The sequence below is a fragment of the Pedobacter soli genome (assembly GCF_900101435.1).
GTDB classification, from domain to species: domain Bacteria; phylum Bacteroidota; class Bacteroidia; order Sphingobacteriales; family Sphingobacteriaceae; genus Pedobacter; species Pedobacter soli.
Window position 1 is genome coordinate 29,949 of sequence record NZ_FMZH01000011.1, and the last position, 18,268, is coordinate 48,216.

Sequence of the window (18,268 nt, forward strand, 5' to 3'; positions counted from 1 at the left end):
TTTTAATTATATTTTATTAAACATTTGATGTAAGCCCAAATATGCTAAAAATTAAGCTTATATCCCTATTGTTACCAATTTAATTTGCTTTTAATGGCAGAAATATTATTTTCTCAATAAATAATATGGTTTTTTGAAGAAAATATAATAGAAATCAGGTGAGGTACAGCTTCGAGCTGGAAGGGGAGAGTAAACCTTGCAGGTATGGAAAACCTGCAAGGTTGTGATAAGTTTATGCCAGGTTGGCTTTAATGTAGTCGCAACTGGTTTTAATAGAACCGATTGGGTCGGGTTTATAATTGGTTTCGTGCTCAACAAAGAAGTGTTGCATGCCCGAAAGTTTAGCCTGTGCAAAAATGGTTTTGAAATCGATTGAACCATTACCTACCTCGGTATTCCACTCGCGTTTGGTTTTGTCCATATCTTTAACGTGCCACATCGGGAAACGGCCTGGATACTTTTTAAACAAAGCCAGCGGATCGTTACCTGAGCGTACTACCCAGTATAAATCCATTTCAAAGTTAACCAGGTTTTTATCGGTTTCGCTTAAATAAACATCGTAACCAGTGGTATCACCTAATTTTTTAAATTCGAAATCGTGGTTGTGGTAGGCAAATTTTAAGCCTGATGCTTTTGCAATTTCGGCAACTTTGTTAAAGTTTTCGGCAGTTTGTTTAAAGCCATCTGCGCCTTTACTCATATCAACATGTGCACCGGCAATGGTAAAGTATTTACCACCAATAGCTGCCGATGATTCGATATCTGCTTTTAATTTATCGGTTTTTCCGGTTTTAACAAAATCGTCCATACCGTAGTGACCGCTTGGCGCTTTTAATCCGTTTGCATCTAAAAGTGCTTTAAACTCTTTTGGAGTTAAACCCCAGAATTTACCATTAGAAAAACCATAGGTTTCTACTTCTTTGTACCCAGCCTGAGCTACCTTTTCGATAACACCTTTTACATCTTTTGGTAATTCATCGCGTAGTGTATAAAGTTGTAAACCGATATTTTTCTTGGGTTTATCGAATGCGAAAGAGGGAATCAGTAAGGCTGCTCCGGCAGCTAGTCCTGCTTGCTTTAAGAATGTTCTTCTTGAATTCATCATTTAAAAATTAAATAATTTCCTTTTTAATATAAGCGCAGCTTGCTGCAACCGAAGCCATTGGATTTGGTTTGTAATTGGTTTCGTGCTCTACAAAGAAATGTTTCATGCCCGAAAGTTTTGCCTGGGCAAAAATCGGTTTGAAATTAATAGAACCAGTACCCACCTCTGCATTTAAGGCTGGGTTAGCTTTATCCATGTCTTTAACATGCCACATGGTAAAACGGCCCGGATTTTCTTTAAACAATTTTAAAGGATCGTTTCCTGAACGTACTACCCAATATAAATCGAGTTCGAAATCAACTAATTTTTTATCGGTATTTTTTAACAGAATTTCGTAACCAGTAGTATCGCCAATTTTGTCGAATTCGAAATTGTGGTTGTGGTAGGCCAGGCGGATACCTGCAGCTTTACACATTTTACCGGCTTCGTTTATGCGTGCGGCAATTTTCTTGTAATCTTCAGCATTTTTTCTGATACCCGAATCCAACCATGGAATGGTTACATACTCGCTCTTAAGTACTTTAGCAGCAGCAATTGCAGCTTTCAATTCGGTAGTGTTACCGTCGCTTAAATAACTTCCTAAACCATAGTGGCCGCTTGGGGCTTTTAATCCATTATCATCAAGCAGTTTTTTAAACTGAGCAGGTGTTAGACCCCAGAACTGATCTTTGATCGAAAAACCATAGGTTTCTACTTCTTTGAAGCCGGCTTTGGCAATTTTTGCAATGGTTCCTTTTACATCTTTTGGCAATTCATCTCTTAAGGAATACAGCTGCAAACCAACTGCTCTTTTATCAGCAGCCGCGAATACAAATGATGGAACCAGTAGTGCTGCTGCTGCAGCCATACTGCTGTTTATTATAAAATTTCTTCTTGATATCATAATGTAGATTAAATATCGCAGATCTCAACTGCCTTTTTTAACGAGGCTATTTTATCTGCATGTTTAGGTATAAATTCTTGTGCAACGTAGCCTTTAAAGCCTGTTTCGGCAATGGCTTTCATAATTGCAGGGTAATACAACTCCTGGGTATCGTCTATTTCATTTCGACCAGGTACGCCAGCGGTGTGGTAATGTGCAATATATTGGTGATAGTCTCTGATGTTTCGGATTACATCCCCTTCATCAATTTGCATGTGATAAATATCGTAAAGCAATTTGAAGTTTTCTGAACCCAAACGTTTGCAAAGCTCAGCACCCCACGAGGTTCTGTCGCACTGGTAATCTTTATGGTTTAGTTTACTGTTTAAAAGCTCCATTACCAATACCACATTGTGTTTTTCGGCCAATGGGATTAATTGTTTAAGTCCTTTTACGCAGTTGTTCCATCCGGTTTCGTCGTCTTTGCCACGGCGGTTACCGCTAAAGCAGATCAGGTTTTTATAACCGGCAGCCGCCACAAGCGGAATCATTTCAGTATAGTTTTTGATCAGCTTTTCATGGAATTTTTCATCATTAAAACCATCAACCAGGTTAATTTCGGCGCCATTGCACATGGTCGATTCCAAACCGTGTTTTTTTAAGGTAGGCCAGTCTTTCGGACCTACCAGATCAATGCCTTTAATCCCAATTTTTTTGGCTTCAACGCAAAGTGCTTCTACATCGAAACTACTAAAACACCAGCGACATACCGCATGGTTAATATTTCCTTTTAGCCTGAGCGGCTCGTTTGATTCTGGTTTATCCATTGCGAGGGCTGAAAGTCCTGAAGAAACACCCACTGCCGCAGTACCTGCAACAATGTTCTTTAATGCATTTCTTCTGTTGATTTTTGAGGCCATATTAAACAGTTTTAGCTTCTACTTCCGATTTTGTTTTATCGTTGAATACTAATGCAAAAAGCAAAAATACAACCAGGGCAATACCAGCAGGAATGATCCAGATCATTTTCCAGTCCATGGTGCCATCTACTGCTTTGTAAGCATCAGATATTTTACCAGCAACAGCAAAACCGATTAACATACCTACACCGTAAGTAGCTAAAGTGATTAGACCCTGAGCAGAGCTTTTAAATCTTTCGCCCGCTTTAGAGTTGGTATAAATCTGACCAGAAACAAAGAAGAAATCGTAGCATACCCCGTGTAAGGCAATACCTAAAATCAGCATGAAGCTTAGTTCGCCGGCGTTACCATAAGCAAAGAGGGCGTAACGTACAGCCCATGCCAGCATACCTACCAAAATGGTCATTTTAAAGCCGAAACGTTTAAAAAATACAGGTATAAACAATAAGAATAACACTTCTGAAGCCTGACCGATAGTCATTTTACCAGTTGGGTTATCCATACCAATATTAGAAAGGAATGGGTTTGCATTCTGGTAATAAAAGGCCAATGGAATACAAATCAGGATTGAAGAGATAAAGAAAATCAGGAAGTTCCTGTCTTTTAATAATTTTAAGGCATCAAGACCCAATACATCCGAAATGGTAATTTTTTCATCTGATGAAACTTTCGGTGGCGTTTTAGGTAAAGTAAAGCTGAACAAGCCTAAAGCTAAAGAAACAATACCAGCCATCAGGAAAGTATTTTTTAGCAAGCCTGCTTCTGTGCCTTCTTTTGAATCCCAGTGGAAGAAGTAGCTGATTAATAAACCAGCAGCAATCCAGCCAATGGTTCCGAAAATACGGATAGAAGAAAATTCTTTCTCCGGATCTTTCATCTGATTAAAAGAAACAGAGTTTACCAGGGCTAGGGTAGGCATGAACAAAATCATGTAACCTAAAACGTAAGGATAGAATACGCTAACATCGGTTGCATTGTACATTTGGTACATCAATACAGCGCCGATAATGTGTAAAACACCTAAAATGCGCTCTGCATTAAAATACCTGTCGGCGATTAAACCAACAATAAAAGGGGCAATAATTGCACCCCACGATTGAGTAGAAAATACAGCACCGGTTTCGGCACCTGTAGCTTTTAAGTTATTTCCTAAGAAAGTACCAAGGGTAACAAACCAGGCGCCCCAGATAAAAAATTCCAGGAACATCATGGCAGAAAGTTTAAAGCGAGTAGTGTTATTCATTTGGTTTATATAAGGTTTTTAGGTTTACGGTTTAAGGCGTAAGGTAAGCTAAAGATATAAATCTTCGGCCTTACTTTACGCCCTGCCTTATTATTTTTAAGGTTTTAGGTGTCGGGTTAGAGCAAAAGAAAGAAAATCCTTTCAACCCTATACCTTTATGTGGTTAAGGCGCATGAAAGGAAACCTCTAGCCTTCAACCTTACACCTTCTACCTCTATTATAGTTCTTTTATAGAGATATTTTTGTACCAAACCTCATCACCATGATCTTGCAATGCAATTTTACCGGTTTTGAATGTTCCCCAGTTTTCCCAGGTAGCAAATTTACTGCCTGCTACAATTTTTTTCCAGCTCTCATCCCAAAGGGTAGTTTTTACAACTTCAACACCGTTTAGGATTAAGGTTAATTTACCTTTTTTGCTGATAATTTCAGCTTTGTTCCATTCGCCAACTGCTTTAACAGGCTCTGATGAACTTTTTACAAGATCATATAAATCGCCCGCGCGGTGTTTCGTAATTTTACCATCAGGGTGACCATCGTTATCAATTACCTGCATTTCTAAACCAGTAGAGTAAGTTGCATGGTATTTAGGCTCTTCGTGCACATAAAAAATAAGCCCACTGTTTGCTTTTGGTGCAACTTTCCACTCGTATTTTAAATGGAAATCGCCGTATTCTTTATCGGTAACCAAATCACCACCACCATCTTTTCCTTTGGTAGCTAAATCTAAATGCAATGCACCATCTTGTACCTGCCATGCACTGCCGACAGTAGTTTTGTTATAAGTGTGCCAGCCGGTTGTAGTTTTACCATCAAACAATGGTTTAAAGCCTTTTTGCGCTTTTGATATTTGTGTAACTGCTAACAGGATGCAAGCAGAAAGAAAGATTTTTTTCATGTTTTTTTATATTAAACCTCGCAGGTTTTAAAAACCTACGAGGTTTGTAATTATTAAAGTGTTAAATTATTCCAGCCTTTGCGATATTCGCGTTTTACAAACTGGTTTGCATCATCAAAGTTGGTTACCTTCATGTTGTCGTTATCCCAAAGCATTTTAGTGTATCTGCCCGGATAGGTTACCTTACCGTTTACCGTTTTCTGGATGTCGAAACTTCTGATTGCAAGGTTAGCCATTAATAAAGCTTCGGTTAAAGGGCCTGCAATTTCGAATGGCGAACTTACTTCCTGCTTACCGTAACCTGCAATTGCTGCTTCTACCCATTGTTTGTAATGGCCATTGGCACCATCAGGTACACGTGCATATTTAGGTTTAACCTTAATGTCCTTATTTCTGCTTAGCGGCAATAATTTTGGATTGGCGCTGTAGGTTTCAGACATCATTTTACCTTTGGTTCCGATAAATAGGGTACCGTTGCCACCATCACCAAAAGTTTCATTGGCTTCCAGTTCTTCCGGACGCTCTGGCTGGATACCACCGTCCATCCAATGTAAGGTTACTTCGCCTTTGGTTTTTTCGGTTTTAGGGAACCTTAACGTAACATGGCTTGATGGCGGACAGCTTTCCGGGAAATAACCGCGTTTAAATTCATCAACATACACAGAGCCCACACTCGCCTCAACTTCTTTAGCGTATTTTAAATTTAACACACTGAAAGGAGCTTCGATTAAATGGCAGCCCATATCGCCTAATGCACCTGTTCCGTAATCCCACCAGCCACGCCAGTTAAAAGGAACCAGTTTATCAACAAAATCTTTTTCAGGGGCAGTTCCTAACCATAAATTCCAGTCTAATTCTTTTGGAATTTCGGCCTTTTTAGTTGGCCATGGAATACCCTGAGGCCAAACCGGACGGTTGGTCCAAGCATAAACAGTATGTACATCGCCAATTAAACCGGCTTCGTACCATTCTTTCATTTGGCGCGGACCATCATTTGATGCCCCCTGATTACCCATTTGCGTAACTACCTTATATTTTTTTGCGGCTGCAGTTAAAATGCGGGCCTCATAAATATCATGCGTTAAGGGTTTTTGAACATACACATGTTTACCCAGTTGCATGGCCGCTAAAGCCTGGATGGCATGGTTATGATCAGGAGTGGAAACAGAAACCGCATCGAAGTTTTTATGCTCCTTATCCAGCATTTCGCGCCAGTCTTTATAGTATTTGGCTTTAGGGAAAGCTTTTATGCTATTGGCAGCACGACGATCGTCTACATCGCACAGAAAAGCGATATCTGCTTTTCCACTTTTGTAAAACATATCTAAATCACTCTGGCCTTTACCGCCAACACCAATACCGGCAACCAGTAAACGGTCGCTTGGCGCTAAATAACCCGGACCGCCCAAAACATGGCGCGGAACAATCATAAATGCAGCAGCAGCGATAGCTGTTGTTTTAATAAAATCACGACGGTTACTCGTGTTTTTATTTTCTTGCTCTGTTTTCATATGAGGTAAATCGATTTGCTAATGAGGTTAAATTATTTCTTTTTAAGAGACAAAATATATTTTACCATTAATTTTGCATCATCTTTTTTAAGTGTAGCATGTGCAGTCATTGGCATGTTACCCCAAACTCCGGTACCACCTTTAATAATTTTATCAGCCAACATATTGATGTTTTTCTCTGTAGCAGGATATTTTTTTGCAATATCTACATAAGCAGGGCCAATAATTTTATTGGTTTTGTTGTGGCAGCCTAAACAGTCGTTTTTATTGATCAGTTTTTCACCCGGGTTTGATTGAAAAGCATGGTTTGCCATAGTTGCTGTAGCAACTGCACTTTTCTCTTTCGCTAAATCTGCTTTCGTGAAAGACGCCATAAAAATGACCACAGCGCCTAAAATTAAAAATGTTTTTTTCATTGTGTGTTTTGTTTTTATTCGTATTCGGGCTGGCATAAGCGGTAAAATTAATTTGTTTTGCTTATCCAGGTTTCATTGCTTTTTAATGTTATAGTCCCAATATTTTTTTATTGAAAGCACTATCACTACCCGATGCTGCAAAATCGTCGAATGCTTTATCGGTTACATGGATAATGTTCTTTTTAATAAACTCGGCACCTTCACGCGCACCATCCTGCTGATTTTTAATGCAGCATTCCCACTCCATAACGGCCCAACCTTTAAAATCGTATTGTGCCAGCTTACTGAAAATGGTTTTAAAATCTACCTGACCATCGCCAGGCGAGCGGTAACGGCCTGCACGATTTGCCCAGCTTTGGTAACCACCAAAAGTACCTTGTTTCCCAGTCGGATTAAATTCTGCATCCTTAACATGAAAGGCTTTAATTCTTTCGTGATAAAAATCGATGTATTGAATATAATCTAACTGTTGCAATACAAAGTGTGATGGATCATACAATAAGCATGCCCGTGGGTGATTATTTACTGCCGAAAGGAACATTTCGTATGTTTCACCATCAAATAAATCTTCGCCGGGGTGTATTTCGTAGCATATATCTACTCCACATTGGTCAAATTCGTTCAAAATAGGTGTCCAGCGTTTAGCCAGTTCGGCAAAGCCTTCTTCTACCAAACCAGCAGGACGTTGTGGCCACGGGTGAAAATATTGCCATAATAACGAACCACTAAAAGTCGCATGAGCGTTTAAGCCCAGGTTTTGCGATGCTTTGGCCGCGTACTTCATTTGTTGTACTGCCCATTCCGTTCTGGCTTTTGGGTTTTTATGTACTTCTTTTGGTGCAAAAGCATCAAATAAGTCATCATAAGCAGGGTGCACCGCAACCAGCTGACCTTGTAAGTGGGTAGATAATTCGGTTATTTCTAAACCATGAGCTGCGATTTTACCTTTTAAATCATCAGCATAGGTTTTGCTCTCAGCTGCTTGTTTAAGATCGATAAAGCGGGCATCGAGCGTTGGCATCTGGATACCTTTAAATCCTAAATCTGCAGCCCATTTGCAAATATTATCAAGTGAATTAAACGGTGCTTCGTCGCTTATAAACTGTGCTAAAAATACAGCGGGTCCTTTTATTGTTGTCATGCCGGATGATTATAGTTTATAGTCGAACCATTTTTGATCTGATTGGCTTGAAGCCACTACATTTTCGATAAATGCCATTCCCCTGATACCATCTGTGGTGCCCGGGAAATCGAGCATTTCTGCTGTAGGTTGCTCATTATTTAATTTTGCATTTACAGTTAATGCAAAGTTTCTATAAATGTTGGCAAATGCTTCTAAATAACCTTCCGGGTGACCACCTGGTGTGCGGGTATTGTGTTTGGCAAAGCTACCCATGTAACCATTACCCGTTCTGTAAATTTGTGCAGGTGCGTTTAACCACCTTACAATAAGGGTATTTGGTTCCATCTGGTGCCATTCTAAACCACCTTTTTCGCCATAAACCCTGATTTTTAATGCATTTTCTTCGCCAGCGGCAATTTGCGAGGCTACCAATACGCCGTTAGCACCGTTATCGAACTTTAACAATACGTTACCATCATCATCAATAGCTCTTCCGGGTACAACAATGTTTAAATCAGCACAGATTTTTGAAATTTTTAGGCCAGAAATGTACTCGGCAAGATGCGCAGCATGCGTACCGATATCGCCCATGCTACCACTTTTTCCGGTTTTAGAAGGGTCGGTACGCCAGGCTGCCTGTGCATTACCTTCGCGCTCAGAAAGCGTACTTAACCAACCCTGAGGATATTCTACTACAATTTTACGGATAGCACCCAGTTCGCCTTCGCGTACCATTTGTTTGGCTTGCTTAACCATTGGGTATCCAGAATAGGTGTGGGTTAAACAAAGTGTTAAACCGGTTTCTTCTACTTTAGCCTGTAGCTGTTTAGCTTCTTCTAAGGTTAAAGTCATTGGTTTTTCTATTACCACATTGAAACCTTTATCCAATGCCATCATTGCAGGTGCAAAGTGGGCAAAATTTGGGGTAACAATGGTTACAAAATCAATTCTTTCATCAGCTGGCAATTCACTCTCTTTTGTCAGCATTTCTTCGTAATTGCTGTAAATCCGGTTGTCAGGAAGAAAAAGCAGTTTTCCGGATTCATACCCGATTTCAGGGTTTACACTTAAAGCTCCGGCAGTTAATTCAATAAGGCCATCCATGTTAGCGGCCAAACGGTGTACAGCACCAATAAAGGCGTCTTTTCCACCGCCTATCATGCCCATTCTTAATTTTCTTTTCATGTTATAAAAGGTGTGGGGTGTAAGGTGTAAGGTTTAGGGTAAATTTCCTATACCTTAACGCTTAAGCCTTTTCCCTATTTAGATGTTGTTTTTATAAGGTTTGAGGTGTAGGGATTAGGAGATAAGACCTTACGCCTTTTACCTTAAACCTTACACCTCAGTTTTAAACCTTTTCTAGATATTCTTTTTCTTTAATTCTTTTACAGCGTAATCTGCAGCGCGTGCTGTTAACGCCATAAATGTTAATGAAGGGTTCTGACAAGCGATAGAAGGCATGCACGATCCATCGGTTACGAAAACGTTATTCACCTCATGCATCTGGTTCCATTTGTTCAGTACCGATGTTTTAGGATCGTTACCCATTCTGGCAGTACCCATTTCGTGGATAGCCATACCCGGGTAGCAACCATTATCGTAGGTTTTGATGTTTTTCATGCCTGCTTTTTCTAACATTTCAGCTGCATCATTCATCATATCCACACGCATTTTTTTCTCGTTCTCTTTGTATTCGCAATCAATCGCCAATACAGGTTGTCCCCACTTGTCTTTTTTGTTGTGATCGATGTAAACTTTGTTTTCGTAGTAAGGTAACATCTCTCCGAAACCACCCAGACCCATGCTCCATTTGCCTGGTTTGGTCATTTTTTCTTTAAGATCGGCACCAAACGATAATTCGGCTACATCATTTTGCCAGTTCGATCTGCTGGCACCACCCTGATAACCAAAACCACGCAGATAACCGCGTTTATCGTTTCCGATGTTTTGATACCTTGGAATGTAAATACCATTTGCACGACGGCCATAGGTGTATTTATCGTCGAAACCTTCGGCTTCGCCTGATGCACCGCAACGGAAGTGGTGATCCATTAAGTTGTGACCTAACTGACCGCTACCATTACCCAAACCATTTGGATGTGCTTCTGAAGTAGAGTTTAACAAAATGAATGTTGAACCTAAAGTAGACCCGTTAACGAAAACAATTTTAGCATAAAACTCCATTGTTTTGTTGGTTTGTGCATCAATAACCATTACACCTTTAGCTTTTTTGGTGTCTTTATCGTAAATGATATGGTTTACAATAGAATATGGCCTTAACGTTAAACGCTTGGTAGCCATTGCAGCAGGCAGGGTAGAAGATTGCGTACTGAAATATGCACCAAACGGGCAACCGCGGCTACATAAGTTTCTGTACTGACAATTGCCACGGCCTTTATGCGGAACGGTAAGGTTAGCCACACGACCAATCATCATAATCCGTTCTCTTTTATAATGTTCTTCTATACGTGATTTTACCGATTTTTCTACAATGTTTAAATCCATTGGCGGCAAGAATTGTCCATCCGGACAAGTTGGCCAGTTTTCGTTAGAACCACTGATGCCAGCGAAACGCTCGGCATAATCATACCATGGCGAAAGTTCTGCATAACGCAATGGCCAATCGCTTCCGTGACCATCTCTTGCATTATCTTCAAAGTTATGATCGCTTAAACGGTAGCTCTGACGGCCCCACATCAGCGATTTACCACCCACATGAAAGCCACGGTACCAATCGAAACGTTTATCTTCGGTATATGGGCATTCCAGATCGTTTACCCACCATTTTTCGTTCGCTTCCTGGTAAGGGTAATCTCTTTTTTGTACCGGGTGGGTACGTTTTTGTTCTTCCGTTAATTTACCTGCATGTTTAAAATCCCATGGATTTTTCATTGCAGTTTCGTAACCGGTAATGTGCTCAATGTTCATCCCTCTTTCGAGCATCAAAACACGTAAGCCCTTTTCGGTAAGTTCTTTTGCAGCCCAGCCGCCACTAATCCCCGATCCTATAACAATAGCATCGTAAGTATTTTCTGCTTTTAAATTTGTATTTAAATTCATGATGTTTTGTCGTTGTTTTGATGTTAGGTAGCCCAAGATTTTTGGCCTGGCTTTAAGGTAGTATTGCCATCGTAGCGGCCTGGAACAAGAACATAAGCTCTTGCTTTGGTGCAACCAATTTCGGAAGAGTAATAGCCTAATAAAGTTAAATCGCGTGCGGTAACAAAGAAATAAGCTAAATCTTTGTTGTCTTCTGATTTAGTTTCTTTTTGCGCAATGGCGATGGTTCTTAAATCGGCCATTAACTTTTTGCGGTCGGCAACGGTTAAGGCCATGTAAGGTTTACCGAAATCTTTCATCGATTTAGCCTGAAGGGCTTTAAATCCATTTGCAAATGAAGTTTGCATGGTAGCAGGATAACAGTCTTTCATCATCATTGGTATAAATTTACCTAATCCGGCAGCTTTGGCACCGGCAGATGACTGTGTGGTTGGCACAATGATATCAGCAAATTCAGCAAAAATCTTCTCATCCTCAATAGAATACTGTACGAAGTTTTTTTCGTTTTCCGGGAGCGTAAAACTTTCGAATAAAACGCCCATTGTACTTGCCGAGATTGCTCCTCCCAGCAAAAATGCAACGTTTTTGAGTGCTTCTCTTCTATGCATCGTATTTATGGTTTTATATATTGGTTATGTTATGTGTTGAATGAGTAATATTAGAAAAAATATAATGGAAACGTTAAGGTTATACCGTTAAATTATTGATACGCAACGCAATTGTTACTCCGAATAATAATTCTAAATAATGCGTTTTTTGTAGGTTTAAACCATGTTGAGGCCTGTTTTTTTATCAGATTTACTTGGTGTAAAAAGTACATTTAGTGCGAATGAACATGTTATTTACCAGTAAATTTCTAAACAGGCCTTTTCATGGCTTGAATGACTGCCTACAGCAAGTTGTTTTTAATATAATTGTAGCTTTCTGTAATGCTTTGAAAAGGTTCTTTTTTAATCAGGTCCTGTTCGGTAAAAATGTAATCAACACCGGCCAGTTTAGCGCTGGCAAAAATGGTTTTAAAATCGATTTTGCCCGAACCTACTTCGGTAAACACGGCTTTATCCTGTTTATCCATATCCTTAACATGAAACATTTTATATCGCCCCGGATTTTTACTGAACATGGCTACGGGATCTAAGCCTGCATTTACGGCCCAGAAAATATCGAGTTCAAAGCCTACCAGTTTGGCATCGGTTTCATTGAGTAAAATGGAATAGCCTGTAACACCGTTACCCTGATCTTTAAATTCGAAATTGTGGTTGTGGTAGGCTAATTTTAGGCCTGATTGTTGACAGAGCTCTGCGGCCTGATTAAATTTGGTGGCCATGCGCTTGTAATCATCTAATGTGCCGTTTGCTCTGATATCGGTAGGTAATGCCGGAACCACAAAATATTTTTGACCTACGGTTGCAGCAGTTTCGATGTGCGATTTTAATACTTTATCATCGCCGGTAGAAAGGAAGTCGGTTAAATTGTAATGGCCACTTGGCGAAGTAAGGTTATTGGCTGTAAGTAAAGCTTTAAAATCTTTGGCTTCCAACCCCCAGAAGCCCTTAACTTCATATTTGCCCGGATAGCCATAATAAGTTTCTACCTGGTTATAGCCAATCTGGGCCACGCGGGCTATAGTGGCCTTAACATCGGCTGTTAATTGTTCTCTCAAGGTAAATAAACCAATGCCTATTTTAGAAATTTTGGCTGGTTGTGCCAGGGCAGAGGTAATAACTGACGGGCTTAAAAATGCTGCAACTGCAGCTAAGCTTGTTTGCTGTAAAAATGATCTTCTTGTTGTCATGATGTTTTGAATTAAAAAAGGCCGGAGCGTAAACTCCGGCCTTGCTGTTAAAATGAATAAGCCAATGATCCCCAGAAAGTACGTTGAAGTAAAGTTCTGCCAATCATTAATTGACCAGGGCTTACTGTTGAGAAATCTCTGAACTGATCTCCACGAACATCGCCTTCGGTCAACACTTTTGCATTTAACAAATTGTCTGCCCAAAATCTTATGGCTACTTTTTTAGTGAAATTATAGCCTGCGCCAGCTTTCATTACCACATAACCGGGTAATTCGTAGCTTCCGCTTGGTGAGGTAAAGCGGCTGCCCACGTAATTTGCTGCAACATATAAGTTAAAGTTTTTGTAATCGTAGTTTGCACCAAGTTCGGTGTTAAGCACCGGAACCCGTTCTGTGCGGTTACCGGTAAAGCTGTAAATGCGGTTACCAAATTCGGCGGCAACGGCAGCGTTGCCACTGGTATTGGCTTCATAATCGGTATATTTAGAATCCTGAAGCGTTCCGGTTAAGCGTAAGCTGAGTGGTTTGGCAATTTTGTAAGAAACTTCATATTCTGCGCTCCAGGTGCGGGTAGAACCAAAAGCCACCAAAGCCTGTGTACCTGCCGCTGTGGTTGGCACATTAATGCTTAACGATACATTTTTAATAGCCGAGTAACTTCCGGAGGCAAAAATGGCCAGGTTGTTTTTGGCATATTTAAAGCCTACTTCGCCTAAATAAACCGGACGTTTTTTAATATTGGCGGCATTGTAGGCCGATGCATTGTAATCGCCAATGTTCGGCGCGTTGTAGGCTTTGGTTGCCCGGGCAAAAATGCTTGAAGTATTGCTGATTTTATAATTTGCACCTACAGAAGCCGCCCAATTAGTTAATGTTTCGTTATAAGCAGTATAGCCTAAAATAGTCGGTGTAGCACTTGCACTTGCATTTACAGTACCATTGGTGTTTAATGCATAATAAGGTCTGTCGCCTTTTACATTTTGATTGTCGATCCTCGCCCCAATATCCAGACGCCATTTTTCTGATATTTTAATCTCATCACCAGCGTAAGCGGATAAGGTTCTGGTATCGCCTATGAAGGTATTTTTAGTTTGAATGGTGCGCTCTGCAGCAGTTGGCGATTGTAAGATAATACTTGGGTGTTCTTTAAACTCGGTAAACGAACGGAAAGCATAACGTACATCGTCTCGGTTATATTGGTGGATGCCCAATCCGATATTAAGACTGTGGTTTTTTACTTTCTTTTTTAGGTCCAGATAATCTACAATCTGCACGTCGCTGTTAATTTGCCCCTGGGCATTTGAGGTAATTACATAATCGCCGGCTACAAAAGGTGCAACAGCACCGCCAGGGTAGTAGTAAGGTGTTGTGCTGGTTCTGGCTGTAATTCCGGCAGGTGCAGTATAAGTAGCATTGGTGTGGGTATTCTGGTAACGGAAATTGTTTACGATCTGCCAGCCATTATCAGTTAGGTAGTTAAACTGGAAACCAGCAGAACCTAATTTGGTATGTATCCCGTCTGTTAAACTAAAATCATAGTTTCCGTTTACAGGGTCGTTATAGCTCCAATCGGTTTGAACAGGAGTAATGGATTGAGAAGCCATATTGTAATCTCGGTAAGTGGTTGGCTTTCCGGTTCCATCGTAAGGGTAGTAACTGGTTAACAGGAACTGAACTTTATCGTTCAGGTACTTTCCGTAAAGGCGGATAAAACCTTTGTTATTCTTGAAACTAAAAGTCATGTTACCTTTAATTTGTCCGCCTCGATTGGCCGGATTAAAACCCTGATCTACCACGCCATTATCGGTACGGTAAAAACCACCAATGTTGTATTTAACCTGATCACTTATTTTTCCACCGGTATTGCCATCAAAACGGTACAAGCCCTGCGAAAAGCCTGTGGTGAATTTAAACTGGCCATATTGTTTATCGGCACCCACATAACTGAGGTTGTTAACCACTGCACCAGGTGTATTGGCCTGAATAATAGAAGCGTTACCTCCTCTAATGGCTTCGATGTTTTGGATAGTCAAATCGGTTTTGTAGTATTGATCTACTGATGGATTGGTGTTGAAGCCTGTAGGTAACAAAGGCAAACCATCTTCCTGTATACCCAGGAATATATAACCACCTTGTTGCGGAAAGCCCCTTACCCAAACGTTTCCGGGCCCATCACCACCTGTACTCTCTACAGTTAAACCCGGAATGGCTTTTAATAAATCGGTACTGTTTAAAGGTGCCCTGTTGGTAATGTCTTTATTGCTTACCGAAGTAAGGGCTACGCTGCTTTCGAGCTTCTTTTTCGGATTACCACCGGTAACCATTACACTTTCGAGCTGTAAGTTATCTTCTGATAAGCTGATGTTCAGGTTTTCGTCGGCATTGCCTGGCGATAGGTTAACTTCTTTAGAAATATAGCCTACGTACCTTACTACCAGCACGCGACTGTCAACCGTAAGGCCTTTTAATGCAAAAGCTCCGTTTTCATCGGTGGTAGTACCAATGGTTTTGCCTTTTACGGTAACCGATACCCCGGGGATGGCGTTGCCTTTGCTATCGGTAACTTTACCGGTAACAATCCCTTCAAAGGCTTTTAACAGTGCGAGGTTGTTATTGGCGGGAATAGAATAGAGCAGAATCTGATCTTTAACTATCCTATATCCCACGTCATAACGTTTTAGCGAATTCTCAAGAAAGTATTTAAGTTTTTGGTTAACAACGTTTACAGATATTTTCCGATCGGAGTTAATTAATTGCGGACTGTACACAAATTTTACATTGGCCAGCTGTTCGGTTTTTTCAATAATGGTTTTAATATCGGTTTGATCGGCTTTGATCGAGATTGCTTTATTCAGAAATTCCTGTGCGCCAACATTTTTTGCAAATGCAGCACAGGTAAAGGTTATTATTGCAAGTATTTGGTAAATCGAAACTCTCATTGCATATATCGCCAGCGAAATAAGTTGATTTTTTTTCATAAATTTGGTTGTTGTTCATTAAATGATTGGATTTATTGGACATAGGAATACCATGAATACATTTCTATGTATTTAACTCGCCGGCAATGCCCCACATTGTCGGCTTTGTTTTTTAGAAAAATATTATGGGAAGTGGTGCCGCGGTTACGGGCTGTTGATAATCTGGTACTGTTTCATAATGTTTATATATTTTGGTTAGTTGGTATTCGAAACCATAATGCTGGTTCCTTTGATTTTATATTTACCTGATATAGATCCGCAAATCAGATCGAGCTGCTCATATAGCCCTTTATTGCTTAAATCTCCGGTAAAGGTGTAGTTTAAAATATCCTGCTGACTGGTTAAAATATCAATACCGTAGGCTTCTGATAAGGTACTGAAAATCTCTTTCAGGCTTTTTTCTTTAAAATTATAACTGACCGTGTTGGGTACATTGTAAGCCACGGCTAAAGGAATAGGGTGCTCTACCAGGGTTTTGCTTAAGTTATGATCGGTATAAATTCCCTTCTGATTAGGTTTGAGTAAAATAGGTTTGGCTACCCTTTTATCCGAAAGGCGGAACAGGCTGCAGTTTTCGTTTTCGTTTACCTGTACCTTGCCTGTGCGTACCGAAACTTGTGCCGGTTGCTGGTTAACTGATGATTTAACAAAAAAGCTGGTACCTAAAACGCGTACAACCAATGTTCGGTTGTACACGTAAAAAGGTCTTTTCGGATTTTTGCTTACCGAGAAAAAAGCATTTCCTTTTAGGTAAACGGTTCTTTTATCGGTAGCAAAATCCTTTGGGTAAATAATGTTTGCCTTTGGATCTAAAGTAATTTTACTCTCATCGCTCAGCGAAACTATGATGGGACGATTTGTATCGTTGGTTTTGCTAATTAGTTCCAGACCTTCATTATCGCTCATAAAGGCATTTTCGGCGTTGTTCTTGTTTGCCCAGTACAAGCCACCAATTAGAAATGCAACAATAAACGATGCTGCAATGGCAAATTTTGGCCAAAGTCTCTTTATGGTAGCCGTTTTTACCAGTTTTGTGGCATCTGGATTGATATTTTGCCAAACACTTTGCTGCATCTCATCCAGTGCAGCATCAGAAAGATCTTCAAAACTCTTACTGTTTAAATTATGATACCATTTATCTACCCAAAGCTTTTCGGCTTCAGTACAATTTCCGTCGTGATAACGGGTAAGTAAATCGTAGAATGATTTTTGGTTCATAAGAAAAAATATTTGGCTTTATACTTACAAGTAACACAATGAGGGCTAAACCCTAAAGCAAATTGCAGAAAAATGAAATTATTTTGTAATTATCTGATATACAGCTATAAAAAGATGTAGAAATTTTTAATATATTCTTTAATCCTTTTAATAGACTGGGTAATGTGGTATTCCACAGCCTTTTCAGAAATGTTTAATCCGGCAGAAATATCTTTGGTAGATTGGTGCTGGTAACGGCTGAGCCTGAAAACTTCCCGGGTTTTTTCGGGGAGCGAATTGATGCCTTGTTCGATAATGGCTGAAAGGTCATGAAAGTCGACCAGGTTGGCGGTATCCTGATGATCTTCTGTATAGGTGAGGCTTTGGTATTGCACGTATTTGTTTTCCATCACCAAACTCCTGATATGGTTAATTACACTCAGTTTTAGTGCGCCAAATAAATAAGCTTGCAGGTTGCTGATTTTGGCTTCAGCACGTTTTTCCCAAAGTGAAATGAAAATATTCTGCACCAGTTCCTCAGCAATTATCCTTTCTCCTGTTTTTTTGTAAGCTGCTAAAAGCAATTCTTTACTATAGGTTAAATAAATGCGCTCATAAGCCTGCTTATCGCCCAGTTTTAGGCGGTTAAGTAAATCTGCAGCATATTCAGGCTCAAAAGGAGTCATTGGTTTATTTGGAGGTACGCTAAGGTAAATGTATAAATTTTAAGTTTTAAAGCTGAGATATTGGTGTGTTTTAAAGTTGAAAAGTTGAAAAGTTTTAATGTTGGAATGTTGGCAGTTCGCAGTAAACCAGTTTGCAATTTACAGTTTTCGGTTGACAGTTAACCAGTTTCAACGATTAACCAGTTAACCTTGCTGAGTTGGCAGTTTTCAATTTACAGTTAACAGTTTTCAGTTGACAGTTAACCAGCTTAAACGATTTACACAGTTAACCTTGCTGAGTTGGCAGTTTTCAATTTACAGTTAACCAGTTTAAACGATTTACACAGTTAACCTTGCTGAGTTGGCAGTTTTCAGTTTGCAATTTACAGTTAACAGTTTGCAATTTACAATTAACCAGTTTAAACGATTTAAACAGTTAACCTTGCTAAGTTGGCAGTTTTCAATTGACAGTTAACCAGTTTAAACGATTAAACA

General features: G+C 39.9%; 15 protein-coding genes. All 15 read right to left on the bottom strand.

The genetic code is table 11. The features are described from left to right. Nucleotides 1–232: 232 nt before the first annotated feature. Nucleotides 233–1,105 carry a sugar phosphate isomerase/epimerase family protein gene (locus tag BLR37_RS19945; RefSeq protein ID WP_244154713.1) on the bottom strand — a complete coding sequence of 291 codons (873 nt, stop codon included), beginning with the start codon at nt 1,103–1,105 and terminating at the stop codon, nt 233–235. Nucleotides 1,106–1,112: 7 nt separating this feature from the next. Beyond that, entirely contained in the window at nt 1,113–1,952 is an 840-nt protein-coding gene (locus tag BLR37_RS19950) for a sugar phosphate isomerase/epimerase family protein (RefSeq protein ID WP_244154714.1), read from the bottom strand. 44 nt (nt 1,953–1,996) lie between these two features. Further along, nucleotides 1,997–2,887, bottom strand: a complete 891-nt coding sequence (locus BLR37_RS19955; protein WP_090771710.1) for a hydroxypyruvate isomerase family protein — start codon at nt 2,885–2,887, stop codon at nt 1,997–1,999. 1 nt (nt 2,888) lies between these two features. Then, complete coding sequence (locus BLR37_RS19960; protein WP_039477352.1) at nt 2,889–4,130, bottom strand: nucleoside permease; 1,242 nt, start codon at nt 4,128–4,130, stop codon at nt 2,889–2,891. A gap of 217 nt (nt 4,131–4,347) precedes the next feature. Further along, nucleotides 4,348–5,028 (bottom strand): 3-keto-disaccharide hydrolase, encoded by a 681-nt coding sequence (locus tag BLR37_RS19965; RefSeq protein ID WP_039477355.1) that lies wholly within the window; start codon nt 5,026–5,028, stop codon nt 4,348–4,350. Between the two features lie 53 nt (nt 5,029–5,081). Further along, a complete protein-coding gene (locus BLR37_RS19970; RefSeq protein WP_090771712.1) occupies nt 5,082–6,539 on the bottom strand; it encodes a Gfo/Idh/MocA family protein in 1,458 nt (485 codons plus the stop codon). A gap of 32 nt (nt 6,540–6,571) precedes the next feature. Then, on the bottom strand, nt 6,572–6,955 hold the full coding sequence (locus tag BLR37_RS19975; protein ID WP_090771714.1) for a c-type cytochrome: 384 nt from the start codon (nt 6,953–6,955) through the stop codon (nt 6,572–6,574). 88 nt (nt 6,956–7,043) lie between these two features. Next, nucleotides 7,044–8,096, bottom strand: coding sequence for a sugar phosphate isomerase/epimerase family protein (locus BLR37_RS19980; protein WP_090771716.1), 1,053 nt, complete (start codon nt 8,094–8,096; stop codon nt 7,044–7,046). A 9-nt stretch (nt 8,097–8,105) separates the two neighbouring features. Beyond that, a complete protein-coding gene (locus BLR37_RS19985; protein WP_090771718.1) occupies nt 8,106–9,263 on the bottom strand; it encodes a Gfo/Idh/MocA family protein in 1,158 nt (385 codons plus the stop codon). 174 nt (nt 9,264–9,437) lie between these two features. After that, nucleotides 9,438–11,138, bottom strand: a complete 1,701-nt coding sequence (locus tag BLR37_RS19990) for a GMC oxidoreductase (RefSeq protein ID WP_208599699.1) — start codon at nt 11,136–11,138, stop codon at nt 9,438–9,440. A 23-nt stretch (nt 11,139–11,161) separates the two neighbouring features. Next, complete coding sequence (locus tag BLR37_RS19995) at nt 11,162–11,746, bottom strand: gluconate 2-dehydrogenase subunit 3 family protein (protein ID WP_090771720.1); 585 nt, start codon at nt 11,744–11,746, stop codon at nt 11,162–11,164. A 281-nt stretch (nt 11,747–12,027) separates the two neighbouring features. Further along, complete coding sequence (locus BLR37_RS20000; protein ID WP_090771722.1) at nt 12,028–12,933, bottom strand: sugar phosphate isomerase/epimerase family protein; 906 nt, start codon at nt 12,931–12,933, stop codon at nt 12,028–12,030. A 47-nt stretch (nt 12,934–12,980) separates the two neighbouring features. Continuing rightward, nucleotides 12,981–15,911: a TonB-dependent receptor gene (locus tag BLR37_RS20005; protein ID WP_090771724.1), complete on the bottom strand. Its 2,931-nt coding sequence runs from the start codon at nt 15,909–15,911 to the stop codon at nt 12,981–12,983. 195 nt (nt 15,912–16,106) lie between these two features. Next, on the bottom strand, nt 16,107–17,129 hold the full coding sequence (locus BLR37_RS20010; protein WP_090771726.1) for a FecR family protein: 1,023 nt from the start codon (nt 17,127–17,129) through the stop codon (nt 16,107–16,109). A gap of 104 nt (nt 17,130–17,233) precedes the next feature. Next, nucleotides 17,234–17,794 (bottom strand): sigma-70 family RNA polymerase sigma factor, encoded by a 561-nt coding sequence (locus BLR37_RS20015; RefSeq protein ID WP_090771729.1) that lies wholly within the window; start codon nt 17,792–17,794, stop codon nt 17,234–17,236. Nucleotides 17,795–18,268 lie beyond the last annotated feature (474 nt).

Excerpts from the sequence above, each read along its gene's own strand:
- BLR37_RS19945 (WP_244154713.1), bottom strand. The coding sequence starts at position 1,105 with ATGATGAATTCAAGAAGAACATTCTTAAAGCAAGCAGGACTAGCTGCC.
- BLR37_RS19950 (WP_244154714.1), bottom strand. The coding sequence starts at position 1,952 with ATGGCTGCAGCAGCAGCACTACTGGTTCCATCATTTGTATTCGCGGCT.
- BLR37_RS19955 (WP_090771710.1), bottom strand. The coding sequence starts at position 2,887 with ATGGCCTCAAAAATCAACAGAAGAAATGCATTAAAGAACATTGTTGCA.
- BLR37_RS19960 (WP_039477352.1), bottom strand. The coding sequence starts at position 4,130 with ATGAATAACACTACTCGCTTTAAACTTTCTGCCATGATGTTCCTGGAA.
- BLR37_RS19965 (WP_039477355.1), bottom strand. The coding sequence starts at position 5,028 with ATGAAAAAAATCTTTCTTTCTGCTTGCATCCTGTTAGCAGTTACACAA.
- BLR37_RS19970 (WP_090771712.1), bottom strand. The coding sequence starts at position 6,539 with ATGAAAACAGAGCAAGAAAATAAAAACACGAGTAACCGTCGTGATTTT.
- BLR37_RS19975 (WP_090771714.1), bottom strand. The coding sequence starts at position 6,955 with ATGAAAAAAACATTTTTAATTTTAGGCGCTGTGGTCATTTTTATGGCG.
- BLR37_RS19980 (WP_090771716.1), bottom strand. The coding sequence starts at position 8,096 with ATGACAACAATAAAAGGACCCGCTGTATTTTTAGCACAGTTTATAAGC.
- BLR37_RS19985 (WP_090771718.1), bottom strand. The coding sequence starts at position 9,263 with ATGAAAAGAAAATTAAGAATGGGCATGATAGGCGGTGGAAAAGACGCC.
- BLR37_RS19990 (WP_208599699.1), bottom strand. The coding sequence starts at position 11,138 with ATGAATTTAAATACAAATTTAAAAGCAGAAAATACTTACGATGCTATT.
- BLR37_RS19995 (WP_090771720.1), bottom strand. The coding sequence starts at position 11,746 with ATGCATAGAAGAGAAGCACTCAAAAACGTTGCATTTTTGCTGGGAGGA.
- BLR37_RS20000 (WP_090771722.1), bottom strand. The coding sequence starts at position 12,933 with ATGACAACAAGAAGATCATTTTTACAGCAAACAAGCTTAGCTGCAGTT.
- BLR37_RS20005 (WP_090771724.1), bottom strand. The coding sequence starts at position 15,911 with ATGAAAAAAAATCAACTTATTTCGCTGGCGATATATGCAATGAGAGTT.
- BLR37_RS20010 (WP_090771726.1), bottom strand. The coding sequence starts at position 17,129 with ATGAACCAAAAATCATTCTACGATTTACTTACCCGTTATCACGACGGA.
- BLR37_RS20015 (WP_090771729.1), bottom strand. The coding sequence starts at position 17,794 with ATGACTCCTTTTGAGCCTGAATATGCTGCAGATTTACTTAACCGCCTA.